The sequence below is a fragment of the Roseomonas sp. BN140053 genome (assembly GCF_047690175.1).
Classification (GTDB): Bacteria; Pseudomonadota; Alphaproteobacteria; order Acetobacterales; family Acetobacteraceae; genus Roseomonas.
On record NZ_JBLLEB010000003.1, the window covers coordinates 212,972 to 229,254 of the forward strand.

Genomic DNA, 16,283 nt, shown 5'->3' on the forward strand with positions numbered 1-16,283 from the left:
CCCCCCGCGATGGCGCGGCGCCCCCGTCAGGCCAGCGGCAGCAGCAGCGCCGCCAGGGCGTCCGGCGCGGTGATGTTGGGGCTGTGGCTCGCATCCAGCGCGTGGAAGCGCCAGGCCGGGTCGTCGCGGAAGCGCTCGGCGAAGCGGGCGAAGCTGTCGCCGCCGGGCTTGCGCGTGCAGTGGATGTAGCTGCGCGGGAAGGGCGGCGCCTCGCCGGACAGCCGCAGCTTCTGGCTGAAGCACCGCGCGGGCTGCTGCCGCCGCCGCGGCCCGATCCAGGCCAGGTCGGCGGATGCGGTGTCGGGCGGCGGCGGGTTGGACGGCACCAGCCAGCCGTCCAGCGGCGCGGCCGGCTCGCGCCCCGTGAGGTCGTTCAGCGACTGCCCGTCGCCGGGCACGAAGGCATCCACGTAGACGAGGTGCCGGATGCGCCCGGGCACGCGGTCGGCGACGCCGGTGGCCACCATGCCGCCGTAGCTGTGGCCCACCAGGATCAGCTCGCGCAGGTCCTCGCACTCGATCACGCCCAGCACGTCCTGGATGTGGGTGTCGAGGTCGATCATCGGGTGCACGAGGTGGGCGCGCTCGCCCAGGCCGGTGTAGCTGGGCGTGAAGATCTCGTGCCCGGCGTCGCGCAGGATCGGCCGCAGCTTCTTCCAGGCCCAGCCGGCCGACCAGGCGCCGTGGCAGATCAGGAAACTGGCCATGGTCGTGTCGCACCTCCCGCATTGCTGCGGCGGAGGCTAAGGGCGGTTGCGCCGCGTCGTCCAACCCGCCAGCGGGTCACGAAACGCCGGAAGTGTCAGAAAGCGCGGAATCTGCCACATCCCGCACGGCGCTTGACCGCCAAACTCCCGTTGTTCTAGGATTATTTTCCGGAAAACGCTCCGGCGCAGCGTTCCGCGGTAAGGAAGTAAGGGAGTAAGGAAGCAAGGCGAACCGCCGCACGGACCGCGGCGCGATGGAGGGACCCCAGCGATGCCGGCACGGCGCAAACGGGCGATCGGGGCCTGCCTGCTGGCGCTGCTGCTGGCCGGCGCCGAGGCACCGCCCCCGCCGACCCGGGTGACCTACCTGCTGGGCGGGCTGCTCAGCGGCCCCTACCGGCTCTCGGCCGACCTGGAAGCCCGCACCCTGGTTGAGGCCGCGACCCCGCGCGGCGCCCGGGGCGACGCCGCCCGCCTCCGCGCCGCCGACCTGCCCGACACCGCGCGCCACCCCCTGGCGCCGCCGGAGGCGGAGCGCATCGGCCGCTTGGCGGCCGCGGTGCTGGACCGCGGCGCGGCCCGGCCGGGTTGCCCGCCGATGGCGGACGCGCTGATGTCGCTGATCATCACTGCGGGCGCGGCCGAACGCCGCTTCGACCTGCCCGTGCCCTGCCTGACACCCGAAGCGCGCCAGCTGGTGGATCGCCTGCTCTGCACCGCCCATCCCGGCAGCACCGGCTGCCGCTAGGCGCCGCCCCGGCCGGGCCGCGCGCCCGCGATCGGCCCGCTGCCGCCCTGCGGTCAGTCCGCTGCCGCCCGGGTGCCGCCAGCTACGCCATGCAGTCCCGCGCCGCCGCCGGCCCCGCCCGTCCCGAGGGCAGCACCGCCGCCAGCCCTCCGGGAAATTCCGCAAGCGGCGCAGCAGCCTGTTTCCCCGGTGAGCCGGATGCAGGGCTGCGGCAGCCGAAATCGGTATCGCGCCGCCCGCCGCCTCGTCTACCCAGGCGCCTCCCCGACACGGAGCGCGCGTGAGCCCATGGCGATCATCGAGAGCATGGCGGAGTTGGAAGCGATCTACGGCCCGCTCGGCGCCGTGGGGGAAGCCTCCACCGCCAAGGTGGCGGACCACGTCACGCCGGACTACGCCCGCTTCATCGCGGCGGCACCCTTTCTGGCCCTGGCCACGGCGGGGCCGGAAGGGCTGGACTGTTCCCCGCGCGGCGACCGCCCGGGCTTCGTGCGCGTGGCGGATGCGCGCACCCTGCTGCTGCCCGACCGGCGCGGCAACAACCGGGTGGACAGCCTGCGCAACATCGTGCGCGACGGGCGGGTGGGGCTGATGTTCCTGATCCCCGGCATCGGCAACGCCCTGCGGATCAACGGCCGCGCGCATCTGGAAACGGATGCGGCGCTGCTGGACTCCTTCGCGGTGGACGGCAAGCCGCCGCGCACCGTGACGGTGGTCCGCGTGGCCGAAGTGTATTTCCAGTGCGCCCGGGCGCTGATCCGCTCGGGCCTTTGGAAGCCCGAGAGCCGGGTGGACCCGGCAAGCCTGCCAACGCCTGGGCAGATCCTGGCCGGCATGAGCCAGGGGCGGGTGGGCGGCGAGGATTACGACCGCAACTGGGCCGAGCGGGCGCGCCAGACCATGTGGTGAGGCGCTGCGCCGCCGCAGCGCGCGCCCCAGCCTGCGCCTAGATTTCCGTGCGCACTGACCACAGCTCGGGAAAAAAGGAGCGTTCCAGCGCGGTGCGCAGAAAGGCCACCCCGGCCGAGCCGCCCGTGCCGCGGCGGAAGCCGATGATCCGCTCCACCGTCTTCATGTGGCGGAAGCGCCAGGTCTGGAAGGCGTCCTCCACGTCCACCAGCTCCTCGGCCAGCTGGTACAGGTCGAAGTGCTTCCCGGAATTGCGGTAAACCTCCAGCCACACGGCCTGCAGTTCCGGGCTGGGCTGGTGCGGCTGCGTCAGGTCGCGCTCCACCAGCGCGCGCGGGATGGCGAAGCCGCGCCGGGCCAGCAGGCGGATCGCCTCGTCGTAGAGGCTGGGCTCGTGCAGCGCCTGTTCCAGAAGCGTGTGCGCCGCCGCGTTGTGCCGGTGCGGCAGCAGCATCCTGGGGTCCTTGGCGCCCAGGCGGAATTCCAGCAGCCGGTACTGGAAGGACTGGAAGCCCGAGGACTGCCCCAGCGCGTCGCGGAAGCTGAGGTAGTCCGCCGGCGTCATGGTGGACAGCACGTCCCAGGCGGCGATCAGCTGCGACTGGATGCGCGACACCCGCGCCAGCGCCTTGAAGGCCGGGTCCAGCTCGTCGCGCCGGATCGCCGCTATCGCCTCGTTCAGCTCGTGCGCGATCAGCTTGAGCCAGAGCTCCTGCACGTGGTGGATCACGATGAACAGCATCTCGTCGTGCCGCGGGCTCAGCGGCTGCTGCGCCGCCAGCAGCAGGTCGAGATGCAGGTACTCGCCGTAGCCCATGGAACGGGCGAAATCGGTGTGGATCTCCGCCGTGACCCGGCTGGCCGTTTCGTCCGTCATGCGGGGGTGTCCTGATCCATGCGCGGCACACGATGCCATTCCCGGGCCGGGGGTGCGAGCAAGCCGCGCGCCAGCCGGGCAGGGGCGGAAACCGGCCGATCCCGGCCCCGCGTCCTTCAGCGGCGGAACACCACCAGCAGGTTGTTGGCCGGCAGTTCCGCCACCGCGCGCGGCTGCAGCCCGGCGGCCTCGGCCTCGGCCTGCACCGTTTCCAGGTCGCGCACGCCCCAGTCCGGGTTGCGCGCCCGCAGGTCGGCGTCGAAGGCGGCGTTGCTGGGCGCGGTATGAGCGCCGCCGCGGCGGAAGGGGCCGTAGAGCGCCAGCGGCCCGCGCGGCGGCAGCACCCGCGCCGCCCCGCGCAGCAGCCCCAGCGTCGCCGCCCAGGGCGAGATATGCACCATGTTGACGCAGAGCACCGCCGCCGCCCGCGACACCGGCCAGCGTTCCGCCGCCGCGTCCAGTTCCAGCGCGGGCCGCAGGTTGGGCAGGCGGGCCTCCGCTGCCCAGGCATCGATGCTGGCGCGCGCGTCGGGGTCGGGGTCGGTGGGCTGGATCTCCAGCCAGGGCAGGGCGCGGGCCAGGTGCAGCGCGTGCTCGCCGGTGCCGCTGGCCACTTCCAGCAGCAGGCCGGCGGCGGGCAGGTGCTCGCGCAGCGCCTGCAGGATCGGCTCTCGGTTGCGCGCCGCGGCGGGGGCGGATCGGCGGGCGTCGGTCATGCGCGGCATCCTGGCCGATCGGTCACGCCCGCGCCACCGCGGCGGGGCTGCGCCGGGCTCGCCACGGGGCCGGCGGCGTGGGATGCCCTGCCGCGTGCCCGCACCCTCCGCCCGCCCCGCCCCGCCCCCGAGCGCCACCGCCGCGCCGCCCGGGACGGGCCGCCGCGCCTTTGCCGCCCTGGCCCTGCTGGGGCGCTTCCTGCGGCCGCATCGCGGGCGCGTGGCCGGCGCCACGGCGGCGATGCTGGCCGCGGCCGCCCTGCTGCTGCTGCTCGGCCAGGGGCTGCGCCACCTGATCGACGCGGGCTTCGTGGCGGGCGATCCCGGGCGGCTGGACGCGGCGGTGGGGCTGCTGCTGCTGGCGGTGGCGGCGCTGGCGGTGGCCACGGCCAGCCGCTTCTTCCTGGTCTCCTCCCTGGGTGAGCGGGTGGCGGCCGACCTGCGCGGCGCGCTCTTCGCCAAGGTGCTGAGCCTGTCGCCCGCCTTCTTCGAGACCGCCCGCACCGGCGACGTGCTGTCGCGGCTGACTGCCGACACCGGCGTGCTGCAGGCGCTCTCGACCTCGGTGATCTCGCAATGGCTACGCTCGGCGCTGACGCTGCTGGGCGCGCTGGCGATGCTGGTGGTGACCAGCCCGGAGCTGGCCGGCCTGGTGCTGCTGGTGGTGCCGCTGGTGCTGCTGCCGATGATCCTGTTCTCGCGCCGCGAGCGCGCCCTGTCGCGCGTGGCGCAGGACCGCGTCGCCGACCTGGGCGCCTATGCCGAGGAAACCCTGAACGCGCTGCGCACCGTGCAGGCCTTCACGCACGAGGCGCAGGACCGCGCCCGCTTCGGCGCGGCGGTGGACGGGTCCGTGGCGGCCTCACTGGCGCGGATGCGGGTGCGGGCGGGGCTGCTGTTCTGCGTGATCCTGCTGGGCTTCGGCGCCATCGGCTTCGGCCTCTGGGCCGGGGGACGCGCCGTGCTGGCGGGCGAGATTTCCGCCGGCGAAATGTCGGCCTTCGTGTTCTACGCGGTGATCACCGCCAACGCCGCTTCCGGCCTGAGCGAGCTGTGGGGCGAGGTGCAGCGCGCCGCGGGGGCTGCCGAGCGCATCGCCGAGCTGCTGGCGGAGGTACCCGCCATCGCCGCCCCCGCCCAACCGCGTCCCTTCCCGGAACCGCCGCAGGGCCGCGTCGAGTTCCGCGACGTGCATTTCCGCTACCCCGCCCGCCCCGACCGCGCGGCGCTGCACGGCTTCTCCCTCACCGTGGAGCCCGGGAAAACCGTGGCGCTGGTGGGACCTTCGGGCGCGGGAAAATCCACGGTGCTGCAACTGCTGCTGCGCTTCTACGACCCGCAATCCGGCTCCATCCGCGTGGACGGGGTGGAGCTGCGCGAGGCCGACCCGGCGGCGCTGCGCCGGCGCCTCGGGCTGGTGCCGCAGGACCCCGTGGTGTTCGGCGCCGATGCCTGGAGCAACATCCGCTACGGCCGTCCCGACGCCCCGGACGCCGCCGTGCGCGACGCCGCCCGGGCCGCGGCCGCCGGCTTCCTGGACGACCTGCCGCGCGGCTTCGGCACCTTCCTGGGCGAGAAGGGCGTGCGCCTGTCCGGCGGCCAGCGCCAGCGCGTGGCCATCGCCCGCGCCATCCTGCGCGACGCCCCGATCCTGCTGCTGGACGAGGCGACCTCCGCCCTGGATTCCGAGAGCGAGCAGGCCGTGCAGGAGGCGCTGGCCACGGCGTCCCGCGGCCGCACCACCCTGGTGATCGCCCACCGCCTGGCCACCGTGCGCCGCGCCGACCGCATCGTGGTGATGGAGGAGGGCCGCATCGTCGCCACCGGCCGCCATGAGGACCTGATCCGCCAAGGCGGCCTCTACGCCCGCCTCGCCGAACTCCAGTTCACCGACGCGACCCGCTGAGGAGCGCTTTCGTGTTCTGGCCGGGGCCAGGAGGCTCTGCCTCCTGGACCTCCGCCGGGGAGTTACGAACTCCCCGGACCCCGCGTTGAGTGCCTCCGGCGGGGGCGGGCCGGGGCACGTTTTCCGGGTGGACGACCTGGGCCAACCCACCCCCGCCGGCGGCACTCATGAGGTCGAGGTGCCCCGGGCTCCTCGCGGGGTGTCCAGAGGAAACGGAGCCCCTCTGGCCCCGGCCCGAACACCGAAGAGCGCGCTCACTCCGTCCAGCCGACGTCCATGAGCAGGAAGGATTCGTTCGCCGTGGGCTGGAAGCGGACGTGGCGGTTGGCGACGTGCATGGTCACGTCCTGGAACAGCGGCACGGCGGGGATGTCGCGGTGCAGCGCGTCCAGGGCGGTGCGATAGGCGGTGCGGCGGGCGCCCTCGTCCAGCGTGTTGCGGCCGGCCTGGAGTGCGGCGTCCACGGCGGGGTTGCTGTATTTCGCCCATTGGCTGGAAGAGTGGAACAGCGGGAACAGCGTGCCGTCGGCGTCCTGGCAGCCGCAGCTCCAGCGGAAGAAGGACACCTGCCCGGCCTCGTCGGGGCGGCCCTGGCGCAGCCGCAGGTAGTTGGCCAACTCCACCGTGTTGAGCTGCGCGTCCAGCCCGACCTCGCCCAGCATCTGCTGCAGCGCCTGCACAACGCGCTGGTCGAACACCGGCGAGGTCAGGAAGCTGACCTTCGTGCCCGGCGCCACCCCGGCCTCGCGCAACAGGGCACGGGCGCGGGCGATGTCGAAACCGTAGGCGGGGGCGTCGGCGAAGCCGAAGGAGGCCGGCGTCAGCGGCGCGTTCACCGGCCTGGCGTAGCCGCGCAGCAGCGCCTCGATGATCGTGTCGCGATCCACGGCATGGGCGATGGCCTCGCGCACGCGGGGGTCGCGGGTGGGGCCGTCCTGGGTGTTGAGCATCAGCAGGCTGACACGCTCGGTGGGCGCCCAGAGCACCTGCACCTGCCGGTCGTTGCGCAGCCCGTCCGCATTGTCCGTGCTGAGGATGCGGGCGATGTCGGCGCGGCCGGTGCGCACATCGGCGATGCGGGTGGACTCGTCGGGGACGGGCCGCATCTCCACGCGCGGAAAGGGCGGGGCGCCGCGCCAGTAGGAGGGGTTCGCCGCCAGCTCCACCCGCACGCCCTGGGTGCGCGCCGTCAGGCGGTAGGGCCCGCTGCCCACCGGCTGGGCGTTGAAACTCGCCCCCAGCCGTTCCGCTGCGGCGCGCGGCACGATCGACAGCTTGGTCAGCTGCGACAGCAGCACGGGATAGGCGCTGCGCGTGGTGATCCGCACCGTGCGTGGCCCCACCACCTCGGCCCCGGTGATCTGGTCGAACTGGCTCAGCTGCGGCGAGCGGAAGGCCGGGTCGGTGATGCGGCGGATCGAGTAGGCCACGTCATCGGCGGTCAGCGGCGTGCCGTCGGAAAAGCGGATGTCGTCGCGCAGCTCGAAACTGATCTGCGTGTCGGAATCGTAGCGCCAGGACGTCGCGACCTGCGGCACGATGGCGCCCGAAGCGTCACGGGTCAGCAGGTTGTCGAACAGGTTGCGGTACACCGTGTAGCTGTCGGGGTCCCATTGCAGGTGCGGGTCCAGCGAGGCCGGGTCGGTGGGCAGGTCCACCACGAACAGGTTGCGGTCCGCCCGCGCGGGGGCCGCAACCGCCGCGATGCCCCCCAGGGCCAGGGTGAGCAGGGCTGCGACGCGCGATGGGGACATGGGGCCTCGCCTTGGAGCGGCCGGTACGATATTTGCTGAAATCCGTGGCCACAAGCTGCGGCCCCCCCCGCCGGTTCTCCCACCCCCTGGGACGGGTCGCGCCGGACACCGAGGAGAGAGCGCGATGCGCAGGCGAACCCTGATGCTGGCGGCGGCTGTGCCGGCGATCCCGGCCCTGCCCGGCCCCACCCTGGCCCAGTCCGCCGCCAAGACCGACCTCGTGGTGGACCTGATCGGCGACGCCGCCACGCTGGACCCGCACCTGCAATGGGACACCAGCAGCTACACGGTGTACCGCAACATCTTCGACAACCTCGTCACCCGCGACACCGCCGGCACCATCGTGCCGCAGGTCGGCAGCAGCTGGCGCTACAGCGACGACACCACGCTGGTCTTCGCCATCCGCGAGGGCATCACCTTCCACGACGGCTCGAAGCTGACGGCCGAGGACGTGGCGTACAGCATCTCGCGGGTCATCGACCCGGCGCTGCGCTCGCCGCAGCTGAGCCAGTTCGACCAGATCACCTCCGCCACCGTGTCCGGCCCGAACGAGGTGACGCTGAAGACCAGGACGCCCTATCCGGCGCTGCTGGCGCAGCTGGTGAAGCTGTCCGTGGTGCCCAAGGCCTACGTGGAGCGGGTGGGGGCCTCGCGCTTCAACCAGGAACCCGTGGGCAGCGGCCCCTTCAAGCTGCGGCAATGGCAGCGCGGCGTGCAGACGGTGCTGGAGGCCAACGACGCGTACTGGCGCGGCCGCCCGCCCTTCCGCACCGTGACCTTTCGCGCCGTGCCCGATGTTCCCACCCGCGTGGCCGACCTGCGGGCGGGCCGGGCGGACATCGTCACCGGCCTGACGCCCGACGACGCGGAATCCCTCAAGAACGAGCGCGGCGTGCAGGTGCTCTCGGCGCCGACGGAGCGGGTGGCCTTTCTCAACCTCAACGCCCAGTTCGGCCCGACGCGCGACGTGCGCGTGCGGCAGGCCATCGCCATGGCGATCGACCGCAACACGCTGATCGAGGCGCTGCAGCAGGGCTACGCCAAGCCGGTCAACCAAGTGCTGACCCCGGCCAATTTCGGCTACACGCCGGAGGTGGAGGGCTGGCCCTACGACCCCGCCCGCGCCCGCGCGCTGCTCAAGGAAGCAGGGGCCGAGGGCGCCACGGTGACGCTGATCTCCTCCCCCGCCTATGACCGCCGCCTGAACGAGGCGGTGCAGCAGATGCTGAGCGAGGTCGGGCTGAAGCTGAACATCGAGATGATGGACCAGCCCACCTTCCTGCGCCGCCGCCAGGGCAACCCGGAAGAGTCCGGCGGCATGGCGCAGGGCCGCTGGAGCTGCGCCTGCCAGGACGCCGACGGCGTGATTTTCCCGCTGTTCCGCACCGGCTCCATCTGGAGCAAGTACAGCAACCCCGCCTTCGACACGGAGGTGGACGCCGCCCGCGCCACGCTGGACGAGGCCGCGCGCCGCGCCCACTACAAGCGCGCCTTCGAGATCCTGCGCCAGGACGTGCCGGGCATCGGCCTGTTCCAGGACGTGGCGATCTACGGCGCGCGCAACGGGCTGCAATGGACGCCCACCGCCAACGAGGCCTTCTTCGTGATGGACATGAAGTGGCAGGGCTGAGCGGCCGTCCCGCAATGCCGCGCAGCCCCGCACCGCGGCTGCGCCGCAGGGGACGCTGAGCGGCGTGGGACGCTTCCTTCTCGGGCGCGTGCTGCAGGCGGCGCTGGCCACCTTCGGCGTGCTGACGCTGGTGTTCTTCGTGATGCGCCTCAGCGGCGACCCGACGCTGCTGCTGGTGCCCGAAGGCGCCACCGCCGAGCAGATCGCGGCGCTGCGCCACGCGCTGGGCTTCGACCGGCCGCTCTGGGTGCAGTACGCCGAATACCTCGGCAACATGGCGCGCTTCGACCTGGGCGAATCCCTGGTGCAGCGCGCGCCGGTGTCGGTCATCCTGGGCAGCCGCATCCCCTACACGGTTGCCCTCGCCGGGGGCGCACTGGTCGTGGCGCTGGGGGTGGGCATCCCCGCCGGCATCGCCATGGCGGTGTGGCGCGGCGGCGTGGTGGAACGCGCGCTCACCGGCTTCGTGCTGACCGGGCAGAGCCTGCCGACCTTCTGGTCCGGCATCCTGCTGATCCTGCTGTTCGGCGTGACGCTGGGCTGGCTGCCGACCTCCGGCGCCGACGGGGTGGCGTCGCTGGTGATGCCCTCCGTCGCGCTGGGCGCGCTGGCCATGTCCACCTTCGCGCGCATGACCCGCATCGCCGTGCTGGACGAGCTGAGCCGCGACTACGTCTCCGCCGCCCGTGCCCGCGGCCTGTCGCGCGGACGCGCGGTGTGGCGGCACGTGCTGCGCAATGCCGCCATCCCCGTGATCACCGTCACCGCGCTGGAGATCGGCAACCTGCTGGCCGGCGCGGTGATCGTGGAAACCGTCTTCGCCTGGCCGGGGATCGGGCAGCTGGCGATCCAGTCCATCTCCTCGCGCGATTTCCTGGTGGTGCAGGCCGTGGTGCTGTTCGTGTCCTTCACCTACATCGGCGCTAACCTGCTGGCCGACCTCGCCTACGGGTTGGTGGACCCGCGCATCCGGGTGGCGCGATGAGGGCGGGGCGGGGCAACGCGGCGGTGCACCGAGGGGCGACATGCTGCGCATGCGCCGGGGCGATGTGCTGCGCACACGCCGGGGCGACGCACTGCGTGCGCGCTGGGTCGACGCGCTTCGCGCGCGACGGGGTGGCGCGATGAGCGCCCCCGGCAGCGACGCGCTGGAGATCCCGCCGCCGGCCGCCACCGTGCAGGCCGCGCCGCGCCGGACCGCGCGCTGGCGCAGCCTGGCCGGCATCCCGCTGGGCATCTGGCTGGTGCTGCTGATCCTGCTGCTCTTCGCCGCCGCCGCGGTGCTGGCGCCCTGGATCTCGCCGCACGACCCGCTGCGGCAATCCCTGCTGCTGCGGCTGCGCCCGCCGGGCACCACCACCGCGGCGGGAGCGTCGTACCTGCTCGGCACGGACGACCTCGGGCGCGACCTGCTGTCGCGCATCCTCCACGGCGCGCAGGTGTCCTTCGCGGTGGCGGTGCTGTCGGTGACGGTGTCGCTGGCCGTCGGCACGGCGCTGGGGCTGCTGGCCGGCTGGTTCCGCGGCTGGACCGCCACGATCATCATGCGGCTGGTGGACACCATGCTGTCGGTGCCGGCCATCCTGCTGGCGGTGCTGACGGTGGCGGTGCTGGGGCCGGGTTTCCTGAACTTGGTGGTGGTGCTGGGGCTGACGCGCTGGCCGCGCTACACCCGCGTCGCCTATGCCTCGACGCTGCAGGTGGCGGCGCTGCCCTATATGCGCGCGGCCGAGATGGGGGGCGCCGGGCCGGTGCGGCTGCTGCTGCGCCACGTCCTGCCCAACATCGCCGGCCCGCTGCTGGTGGTGGCCACCAGCGAGTTCGGGTTGATGATCCTGTCCGAAGCCGGCCTGTCCTTCCTGGGCCTGGGCATCCAGCCGCCGCAGCCCTCCTGGGGCTCGATCATGAGCGCGGGGCGGCAATACGTGGCGCGCGCCTGGTGGCTGACCGTGTTTCCCGGGCTGGGACTGTTTATCCTGGTGCTCTGCGTCAACCTGCTGGGCGACTGGCTGCGCGACCGGCTCGACCCGCGCTCGGCGGGGCGCTGAGCGTGGCGGTGGAACCATCGGGCGCCGTGCCGACGGCGATGGGCAGCACGGCAGCGCCCGCCGCGCCGGGCGGTGGCCCGGCCAACGCGTCGGCGGCCGTCCCGGTCCCTGCGCCGGGTGCCGTCGCGGCGGCGGGGCGGGGCCAGGGGGCGGCGGCCGCAGCGGGCGGCAGCACCCCGGCGCTGAGCGTGCGCGACCTCACCCTGTCGGTGAACGGGGTGGCGACCGTGGACGGCGTCGGCTTCGACGTCGCCCCCGGCGAGGTCCTGGCCCTGGTGGGCGAGAGCGGCTGCGGCAAGTCCATCACCGCCCAGGCCATCATGCGCCTGCTGCCCCGCGCCGTGCGGCAGGAACGCGGCGAGGTCTTCCTGGGCGGGGAAAACATCTCCGTGTTGCCGGAGCGCCGGATGCGCCGCATCCGCGGCACCCGCGCCTCCATGATCTTCCAGGAACCGCAGGCGGCGCTGGACCCGCTGGCCACCGTGGGGTCCCAGGTGGCGGAAGCCACCGGCCTGTCCGGCCGCGCCGCGCGCGAGGCGGTGGAGCGCATGCTGCGCGAGGTCGGCATCTCCGACCCCGCCCGCCGCATGGACCAGTACCCGTTCGAATTGTCGGGCGGCATGTGCCAGCGGGTGATGATCGCCACCGCCCTGATCGCCCGCCCCCTGGTGCTGGTGGCGGACGAACCGACCACCGCGCTGGACGTCACCATCCAGGCGCAGATCCTGGCGCTGCTGCGTGCACTCGCGGCGGAACGCGGCACCGCCATCGTGCTGATCACCCACGACATGGGCGTGGTGGCCGACATCGCCGACCGCGTGGCCGTGATGTATGCCGGCCGCATCGCCGAGACCGGCACCACCGACGCCATCTTCGCCCAGCCGCGCCACCCCTACACCGCGCTGCTGCTGGCCGCCCTGCCGCGGCTGGACGACGCGCCGAAATCCCGCCTCGCGGTGATCGAGGGCCGCGTCCCCACCCCCGGCGAGATCCCCGTGGGCTGCCGCTTCCACACCCGCTGCCCCCTGGCGCGCGACAAGTGCCGCGCCGAAACACCCCCCTTGCGCGACATGGGCGACGGCCACCGTTCCGCCTGCTGGTTCGCGGAGGACGTGCGATGAGCGCCACCCCGCCACCCGCCGCCGCGACGCCCGCTTCCCCGACCGGACCGGCCCCGAACGGACCGGCCCCGACCGGAGCTGCCCTGAACGGACTGGCTCCGAACGGACCGGCCTCGACCGGAGCGTCGCCGGGCGGCGCTGCCCCGCGGGCGGCGCCCCCGCAGGCGGCGCTCGCGATCACCGACCTCGCGGTGCACTACCCCGCGCGCGGCGGCCCGCCGGTGCGCGCGGTGGACGGCATGTCGCTGCGCATCGCGCCCGGCGAAACGCTGGGCCTGGTGGGCGAGAGCGGCTGCGGCAAGTCCTCCGTGTCCAACGCCGTCACCGGGCTGCTGCGCCCCACCGCCGGCTCGGTCGTGGTGGACGGCACGGAGATCGCGAATGCCGACCGCGCCACGCTGCACCGCGTCCGCGCGCGCATGCAGATGGTGTTCCAGGACCCCGCCACCTCGCTCAACCCGCGCATGAGCGTGGGAGAGGCGATCGGCGAGCCGCTGCTGGTGCGCGGCCTCGCGCGCGGGGCGGCGCTGCGCGAACAGGTCGGCGCCCTGCTGACCGAGGTCGGCCTGCGTCCCGAGCACGCCTCGCGCTTCCCGCACCAGTTCTCCGGTGGCCAGCGGCAGCGCATCGTGATCGCCCGGGCGCTCGCCCTGCGCCCGGCGCTGCTGATCTGCGACGAGCCGGTTTCCGCCCTGGACGTGTCGGTGCGGGCGCAGATCCTGAACCTGTTCGTGGACCTGCAGGCGGCGCACGGCATGGCCTGCCTCTTCGTCAGCCACGACCTGGCCGTGGTGCGCCACGTCTGCGACCGCATCGCCGTGATGTACCTGGGCAAGCTCGCGGAATTGGCGCCGCGCGACGCCCTCTACGCCGCCCCCCGCCACCCCTACACCCGCGCCCTGCTGGCCGCCGTGCCCGAGCCCGACCCGGACACCCAGCGCCGCAAGCCGCGCGTGCCGCTGCACGGCGAGATCCCCAGCCCCGCCAACCCGCCCCCCGGCTGCCGCTTCCACACCCGCTGCCCCATGGCCCAGGAGATCTGCCGGCGCGTCGAGCCGGAATGGCGCCCCGTCGGCGCCTCCATGGTCGCCTGCCACTTCGCGGAACAGACCTCGCCCGTCGCGGTGTGATCGCTTGGCTGTTCTGACCGTGGCCAGGGGCGCTGCCCCTGGACCCCGCCGGGGAGTTACGAACTCCCCGGACCCCGCGTTGAGTGCCTCCGGCGGGGGCGGGATGGCAGACGGCGCCCGCCATGACTGACGTGGATCATCCCGCCCCCGCCGGAGGCACTCATGAGGTCGAGGAGCCTAAGCTCCTCGCGGGGGCTCCAAGGGGGCAGAGCCCCCTTGGCCCCGGCCCGAACACCACGACGTGCGCCCGCGCCGCATGGACGCATTGCCGCGACGGCGGCATTCCGGGGAGCGAGCAGGAGGGGCCGGGCATGAGGTTCGTTGCGAAGGGCGGATGCGGGCGGCAGCGAGCGGGGGCAGGGGCGTGACGCCGGCCGCCGACCCGGCCGGGGACACCCCCGCCACCGAGACGATCCGCCTCGCCGGCCTGCAGGAACCGGCGGAGATCGCCCTGGACCGCTGGGGCATCCCGCACCTGCGCGCCGGCAGCGAGGCCGACCTCTGGTTCCTCCAGGGCTTCAACGCCGCGCGCGACCGGCTGTGGCAGCTGGACCTGTGGCGCAAGCGCGGGCTGGGGCTGCTGGCCGCCGATCTCGGCCCGGGCTTCCTGGCGCAGGACCGCGCGTCGCGCCTGTTCCTGTTCCGCGGCGACATGGACGCGGAATGGGCGACCTACGCCCCCGACGCCCGCAGCATCTGCGAGCGCTTCGTGGCCGGCATCAACGCCTTCGTGGCGCTGTGTGAGGCCGAGCCGGACCGCCTGCCGCCGGAATTCACGGCCCTCGGCACCGAACCGGCGCGCTGGGCGGCGGAGGACGTGGTGCGCATCCGCTCCCACGGCCTGACCCGCAACGCCCTGTCCGAGGTGGTGCGCGCCAACCTGCTGGCGGCGGGCGGCAGCCCCGAGCTGGACCTGCTGCGCAAGAACACCAGCCCGCCGCGCGTGCCCATCGTACCGGACGGGCTGGACCTCGCCGCCGTGCCGATGGCGGTGCTGGACGGGTTCAAGCTCGGCATGGCCGGCGTCACGCTGACGCCGGAACGCCTGCGCGCCACCCTGGCCGAAGCGGAAGCCTGGACCGGCGTGAACGAACTCGGCGAGGTGATCCGCGACGCCGACTGGCAGGGTTCCAACAACTGGGTCGTGCACGGCTCCCGCACGGAAACCGGGCGGCCGATCCTGGCCAACGACCCGCACCGCGCCCATGCCGTGCCGGCGCTGCGCTACCTCGTCCACCTCAGCGCGCCCGGCTTCGACGCGATCGGCGCGGGCGAGCCGCAGATCCCCGGCATCTCCATCGGCCACAACGGCACCGCCGCCTTCGGCCTGACCATCTTTCCCGCCGACCAGGAAGACCTCTGCGTCTACGAGACCGCCGAGGGCGACCCGGATTCCTACCGCTACGGCGAGGGCTGGGAGCGCATCCATCGGATCGAGGAAACGGTGGCCGTGCGCGGCGAGGCCGACCAGACCGTCACGCTGGCATTCACCCGCCACGGCCCGGTGCTGCTCGAAGACCCGGCGCACCGCCGCGCCTTCGCGCTGCGCACCGTCTGGCTGGAGGTGGGCACCGCCCCCTACCTTGCCAGCCTGTCCGCCATGCGCGCGACCGACCTCGACGCCTTTCGCGCCGCCCTGCGCGGCTGGGGCGCCCCGTCCGTCAACCAGGTCTACGCCGACACCTCGGGCACGGTGGCCTGGATGCCCGCCGGCAACCTGCCGCGCCGGCGCAACTTCGACGGCATGCTGCCCGTGCCCGGCGACGGCCGCTACGAATGGGAGGGCCGCATCGGGCCGGACGAGCTGCCCTGCCGCGTCGACCCGCCGGAAGGCTATCTCGCCACCGCCAACGAGCAGAACCTGCCGCCCGACTGGGACCACGCGCACGCCGCCGTCGGCTTCGAATGGTCGGAAACCGCCCGCATCACCCGCATCCGGGACGTGCTGCGCGAGGACGACCGGCACAGCGTCGCCGCCTCCTGCGCCCTGCAGGCGGACGTGGTCTCGGTGCCGGCGCGGCGGCTGGCGCGGCTGGCCGAAGCCTTGCCCGAACCCGGCGAGGCCGCGGCCGCCATCGCCCTGCTGCGCGGCTGGGACGGGCGGCTGGACGCCGGCAGCGCTGCCGCCGCGCTGGCCGAGATCTGGTGGAGCAAGTACCTCAAGCCGGCGCTCTTCGCGCGGGCCGCGGGCCGCCCGCTCCTGGCGCGCCTGCTGCCGCCCGGCGACAGCGACAGCATCCTGGCGGTGCTGGAACAGCCGCCGGCCTGGCTCGGCGAACGGCGCGACGCCCTGCTGCGCGACACCCTGGCGGCCGCCTGGCACGACGCGGCCAAGCGGCTGGGGCCGGACCCCGCCGCCTGGCAATGGGGCGCGCTGCACCACGGCTTCTTCGAGCACGCCCTGCACCCCGTCCTGCCCCCCGGGGACGCGGCCCGCTTCGACATCGGCCCGCTGCCCACCGGCGGCAGCAGCCAGACGCCGATGCACGCCGGTTACCGCGGCGACTGGCGGGTGACGCACGGCGCGTCCGTGCGCCTGGTGATGGATGTGGGCGCCTGGGACAACAGCCGCTGCATCAACGCCCCCGGCCAGTCCGGCGACCCGCGCTCGCCGCACTACGCCGACCTGGCGGAAGCCTGGTCGCGGGGCGAGTTCGTGCCGCTGCTCTTCACGCGCGAGGCGGTGGACGCGGCCACCGCGCGACGTATCCGGTTGGAACCGCTGGCCTGAACCGCG

At 73.8% G+C, this 16,283-nt stretch carries 13 protein-coding genes; 9 read left to right on the top strand and 4 right to left on the bottom strand.

Annotation, left to right across the window (positions count from 1 at the left end; genetic code table 11):
- Nucleotides 1-26 precede the first annotated feature (26 nt).
- Complete coding sequence (locus ACLIBK_RS04945; protein ID WP_415386116.1) at nucleotides 27-707, bottom strand: alpha/beta fold hydrolase; 681 nt, start codon at nucleotides 705-707, stop codon at nucleotides 27-29.
- Between the two features lie 271 nt (nucleotides 708-978).
- Here ACLIBK_RS04945 and ACLIBK_RS04950 point away from each other — a divergent pair, with 271 nt between their 5' ends.
- Entirely contained in the window at nucleotides 979-1,455 is a 477-nt protein-coding gene (locus ACLIBK_RS04950) for a hypothetical protein (RefSeq protein WP_415386117.1), read from the top strand.
- 288 nt (nucleotides 1,456-1,743) lie between these two features.
- Nucleotides 1,744-2,364, top strand: coding sequence for a pyridoxamine 5'-phosphate oxidase family protein (locus tag ACLIBK_RS04955; protein WP_415386118.1), 621 nt, complete (start codon nucleotides 1,744-1,746; stop codon nucleotides 2,362-2,364).
- A gap of 37 nt (nucleotides 2,365-2,401) precedes the next feature.
- Here ACLIBK_RS04955 and kynA read toward each other — a convergent pair whose 3' ends face one another.
- Complete coding sequence (gene kynA, locus ACLIBK_RS04960) at nucleotides 2,402-3,241, bottom strand: tryptophan 2,3-dioxygenase (RefSeq protein WP_415386119.1); 840 nt, start codon at nucleotides 3,239-3,241, stop codon at nucleotides 2,402-2,404.
- A 116-nt stretch (nucleotides 3,242-3,357) separates the two neighbouring features.
- Nucleotides 3,358-3,957 (bottom strand): DUF938 domain-containing protein, encoded by a 600-nt coding sequence (locus tag ACLIBK_RS04965; protein ID WP_415386120.1) that lies wholly within the window; start codon nucleotides 3,955-3,957, stop codon nucleotides 3,358-3,360.
- 94 nt (nucleotides 3,958-4,051) lie between these two features.
- Between ACLIBK_RS04965 and ACLIBK_RS04970 the strand changes: the two genes are divergently transcribed.
- On the top strand, nucleotides 4,052-5,863 hold the full coding sequence (locus tag ACLIBK_RS04970) for an ABC transporter transmembrane domain-containing protein (RefSeq protein WP_415386121.1): 1,812 nt from the start codon (nucleotides 4,052-4,054) through the stop codon (nucleotides 5,861-5,863).
- 254 nt (nucleotides 5,864-6,117) lie between these two features.
- Here the strand turns inward: ACLIBK_RS04970 and ACLIBK_RS04975 are convergent, their stop codons facing one another.
- Nucleotides 6,118-7,617, bottom strand: coding sequence for an ABC transporter substrate-binding protein (locus tag ACLIBK_RS04975; RefSeq protein WP_415386122.1), 1,500 nt, complete (start codon nucleotides 7,615-7,617; stop codon nucleotides 6,118-6,120).
- Between the two features lie 124 nt (nucleotides 7,618-7,741).
- On the opposite strand from ACLIBK_RS04975, the gene ACLIBK_RS04980 reads away from it, so the two are divergent.
- The 6 genes from ACLIBK_RS04980 (at nucleotide 7,742) to ACLIBK_RS05005 (ending at nucleotide 16,277) form a co-directional block, all read left to right on the top strand.
- Entirely contained in the window at nucleotides 7,742-9,247 is a 1,506-nt protein-coding gene (locus ACLIBK_RS04980) for an ABC transporter substrate-binding protein (protein ID WP_415386123.1), read from the top strand.
- Between the two features lie 64 nt (nucleotides 9,248-9,311).
- Nucleotides 9,312-10,232, top strand: a complete 921-nt coding sequence (locus ACLIBK_RS04985) for an ABC transporter permease (protein WP_415386124.1) — start codon at nucleotides 9,312-9,314, stop codon at nucleotides 10,230-10,232.
- Nucleotides 10,233-10,371: 139 nt separating this feature from the next.
- On the top strand, nucleotides 10,372-11,295 hold the full coding sequence (locus ACLIBK_RS04990; protein ID WP_415386125.1) for an ABC transporter permease: 924 nt from the start codon (nucleotides 10,372-10,374) through the stop codon (nucleotides 11,293-11,295).
- A 26-nt stretch (nucleotides 11,296-11,321) separates the two neighbouring features.
- Complete coding sequence (locus tag ACLIBK_RS04995) at nucleotides 11,322-12,416, top strand: ABC transporter ATP-binding protein (protein ID WP_415386126.1); 1,095 nt, start codon at nucleotides 11,322-11,324, stop codon at nucleotides 12,414-12,416.
- Nucleotides 12,417-12,607: 191 nt separating this feature from the next.
- The gene (locus ACLIBK_RS05000) at nucleotides 12,608-13,546 is read left to right on the top strand and encodes an ABC transporter ATP-binding protein (protein WP_415386127.1); all 939 of its coding nucleotides are present in this window, start codon (nucleotides 12,608-12,610) and stop codon (nucleotides 13,544-13,546) included.
- Nucleotides 13,547-13,910: 364 nt separating this feature from the next.
- Nucleotides 13,911-16,277: a penicillin acylase family protein gene (locus tag ACLIBK_RS05005; protein WP_415386128.1), complete on the top strand. Its 2,367-nt coding sequence runs from the start codon at nucleotides 13,911-13,913 to the stop codon at nucleotides 16,275-16,277.
- The last annotated feature ends 6 nt before the right edge of the window (nucleotides 16,278-16,283 follow it).

What these genes read in the sequence shown, in the direction of transcription:
- ACLIBK_RS04945 (WP_415386116.1), bottom strand. Translation starts at nt 707, where the DNA reads ATGGCCAGTTTCCTGATCTGCCACGGCGCCTGGTCGGCCGGCTGGGCC.
- ACLIBK_RS04950 (WP_415386117.1), top strand. Translation starts at nt 979, where the DNA reads ATGCCGGCACGGCGCAAACGGGCGATCGGGGCCTGCCTGCTGGCGCTG.
- ACLIBK_RS04955 (WP_415386118.1), top strand. Translation starts at nt 1,744, where the DNA reads ATGGCGATCATCGAGAGCATGGCGGAGTTGGAAGCGATCTACGGCCCG.
- kynA (WP_415386119.1), bottom strand. Translation starts at nt 3,241, where the DNA reads ATGACGGACGAAACGGCCAGCCGGGTCACGGCGGAGATCCACACCGAT.
- ACLIBK_RS04965 (WP_415386120.1), bottom strand. Translation starts at nt 3,957, where the DNA reads ATGACCGACGCCCGCCGATCCGCCCCCGCCGCGGCGCGCAACCGAGAG.
- ACLIBK_RS04975 (WP_415386122.1), bottom strand. Translation starts at nt 7,617, where the DNA reads ATGTCCCCATCGCGCGTCGCAGCCCTGCTCACCCTGGCCCTGGGGGGC.
- ACLIBK_RS04980 (WP_415386123.1), top strand. Translation starts at nt 7,742, where the DNA reads ATGCGCAGGCGAACCCTGATGCTGGCGGCGGCTGTGCCGGCGATCCCG.
- ACLIBK_RS04990 (WP_415386125.1), top strand. Translation starts at nt 10,372, where the DNA reads ATGAGCGCCCCCGGCAGCGACGCGCTGGAGATCCCGCCGCCGGCCGCC.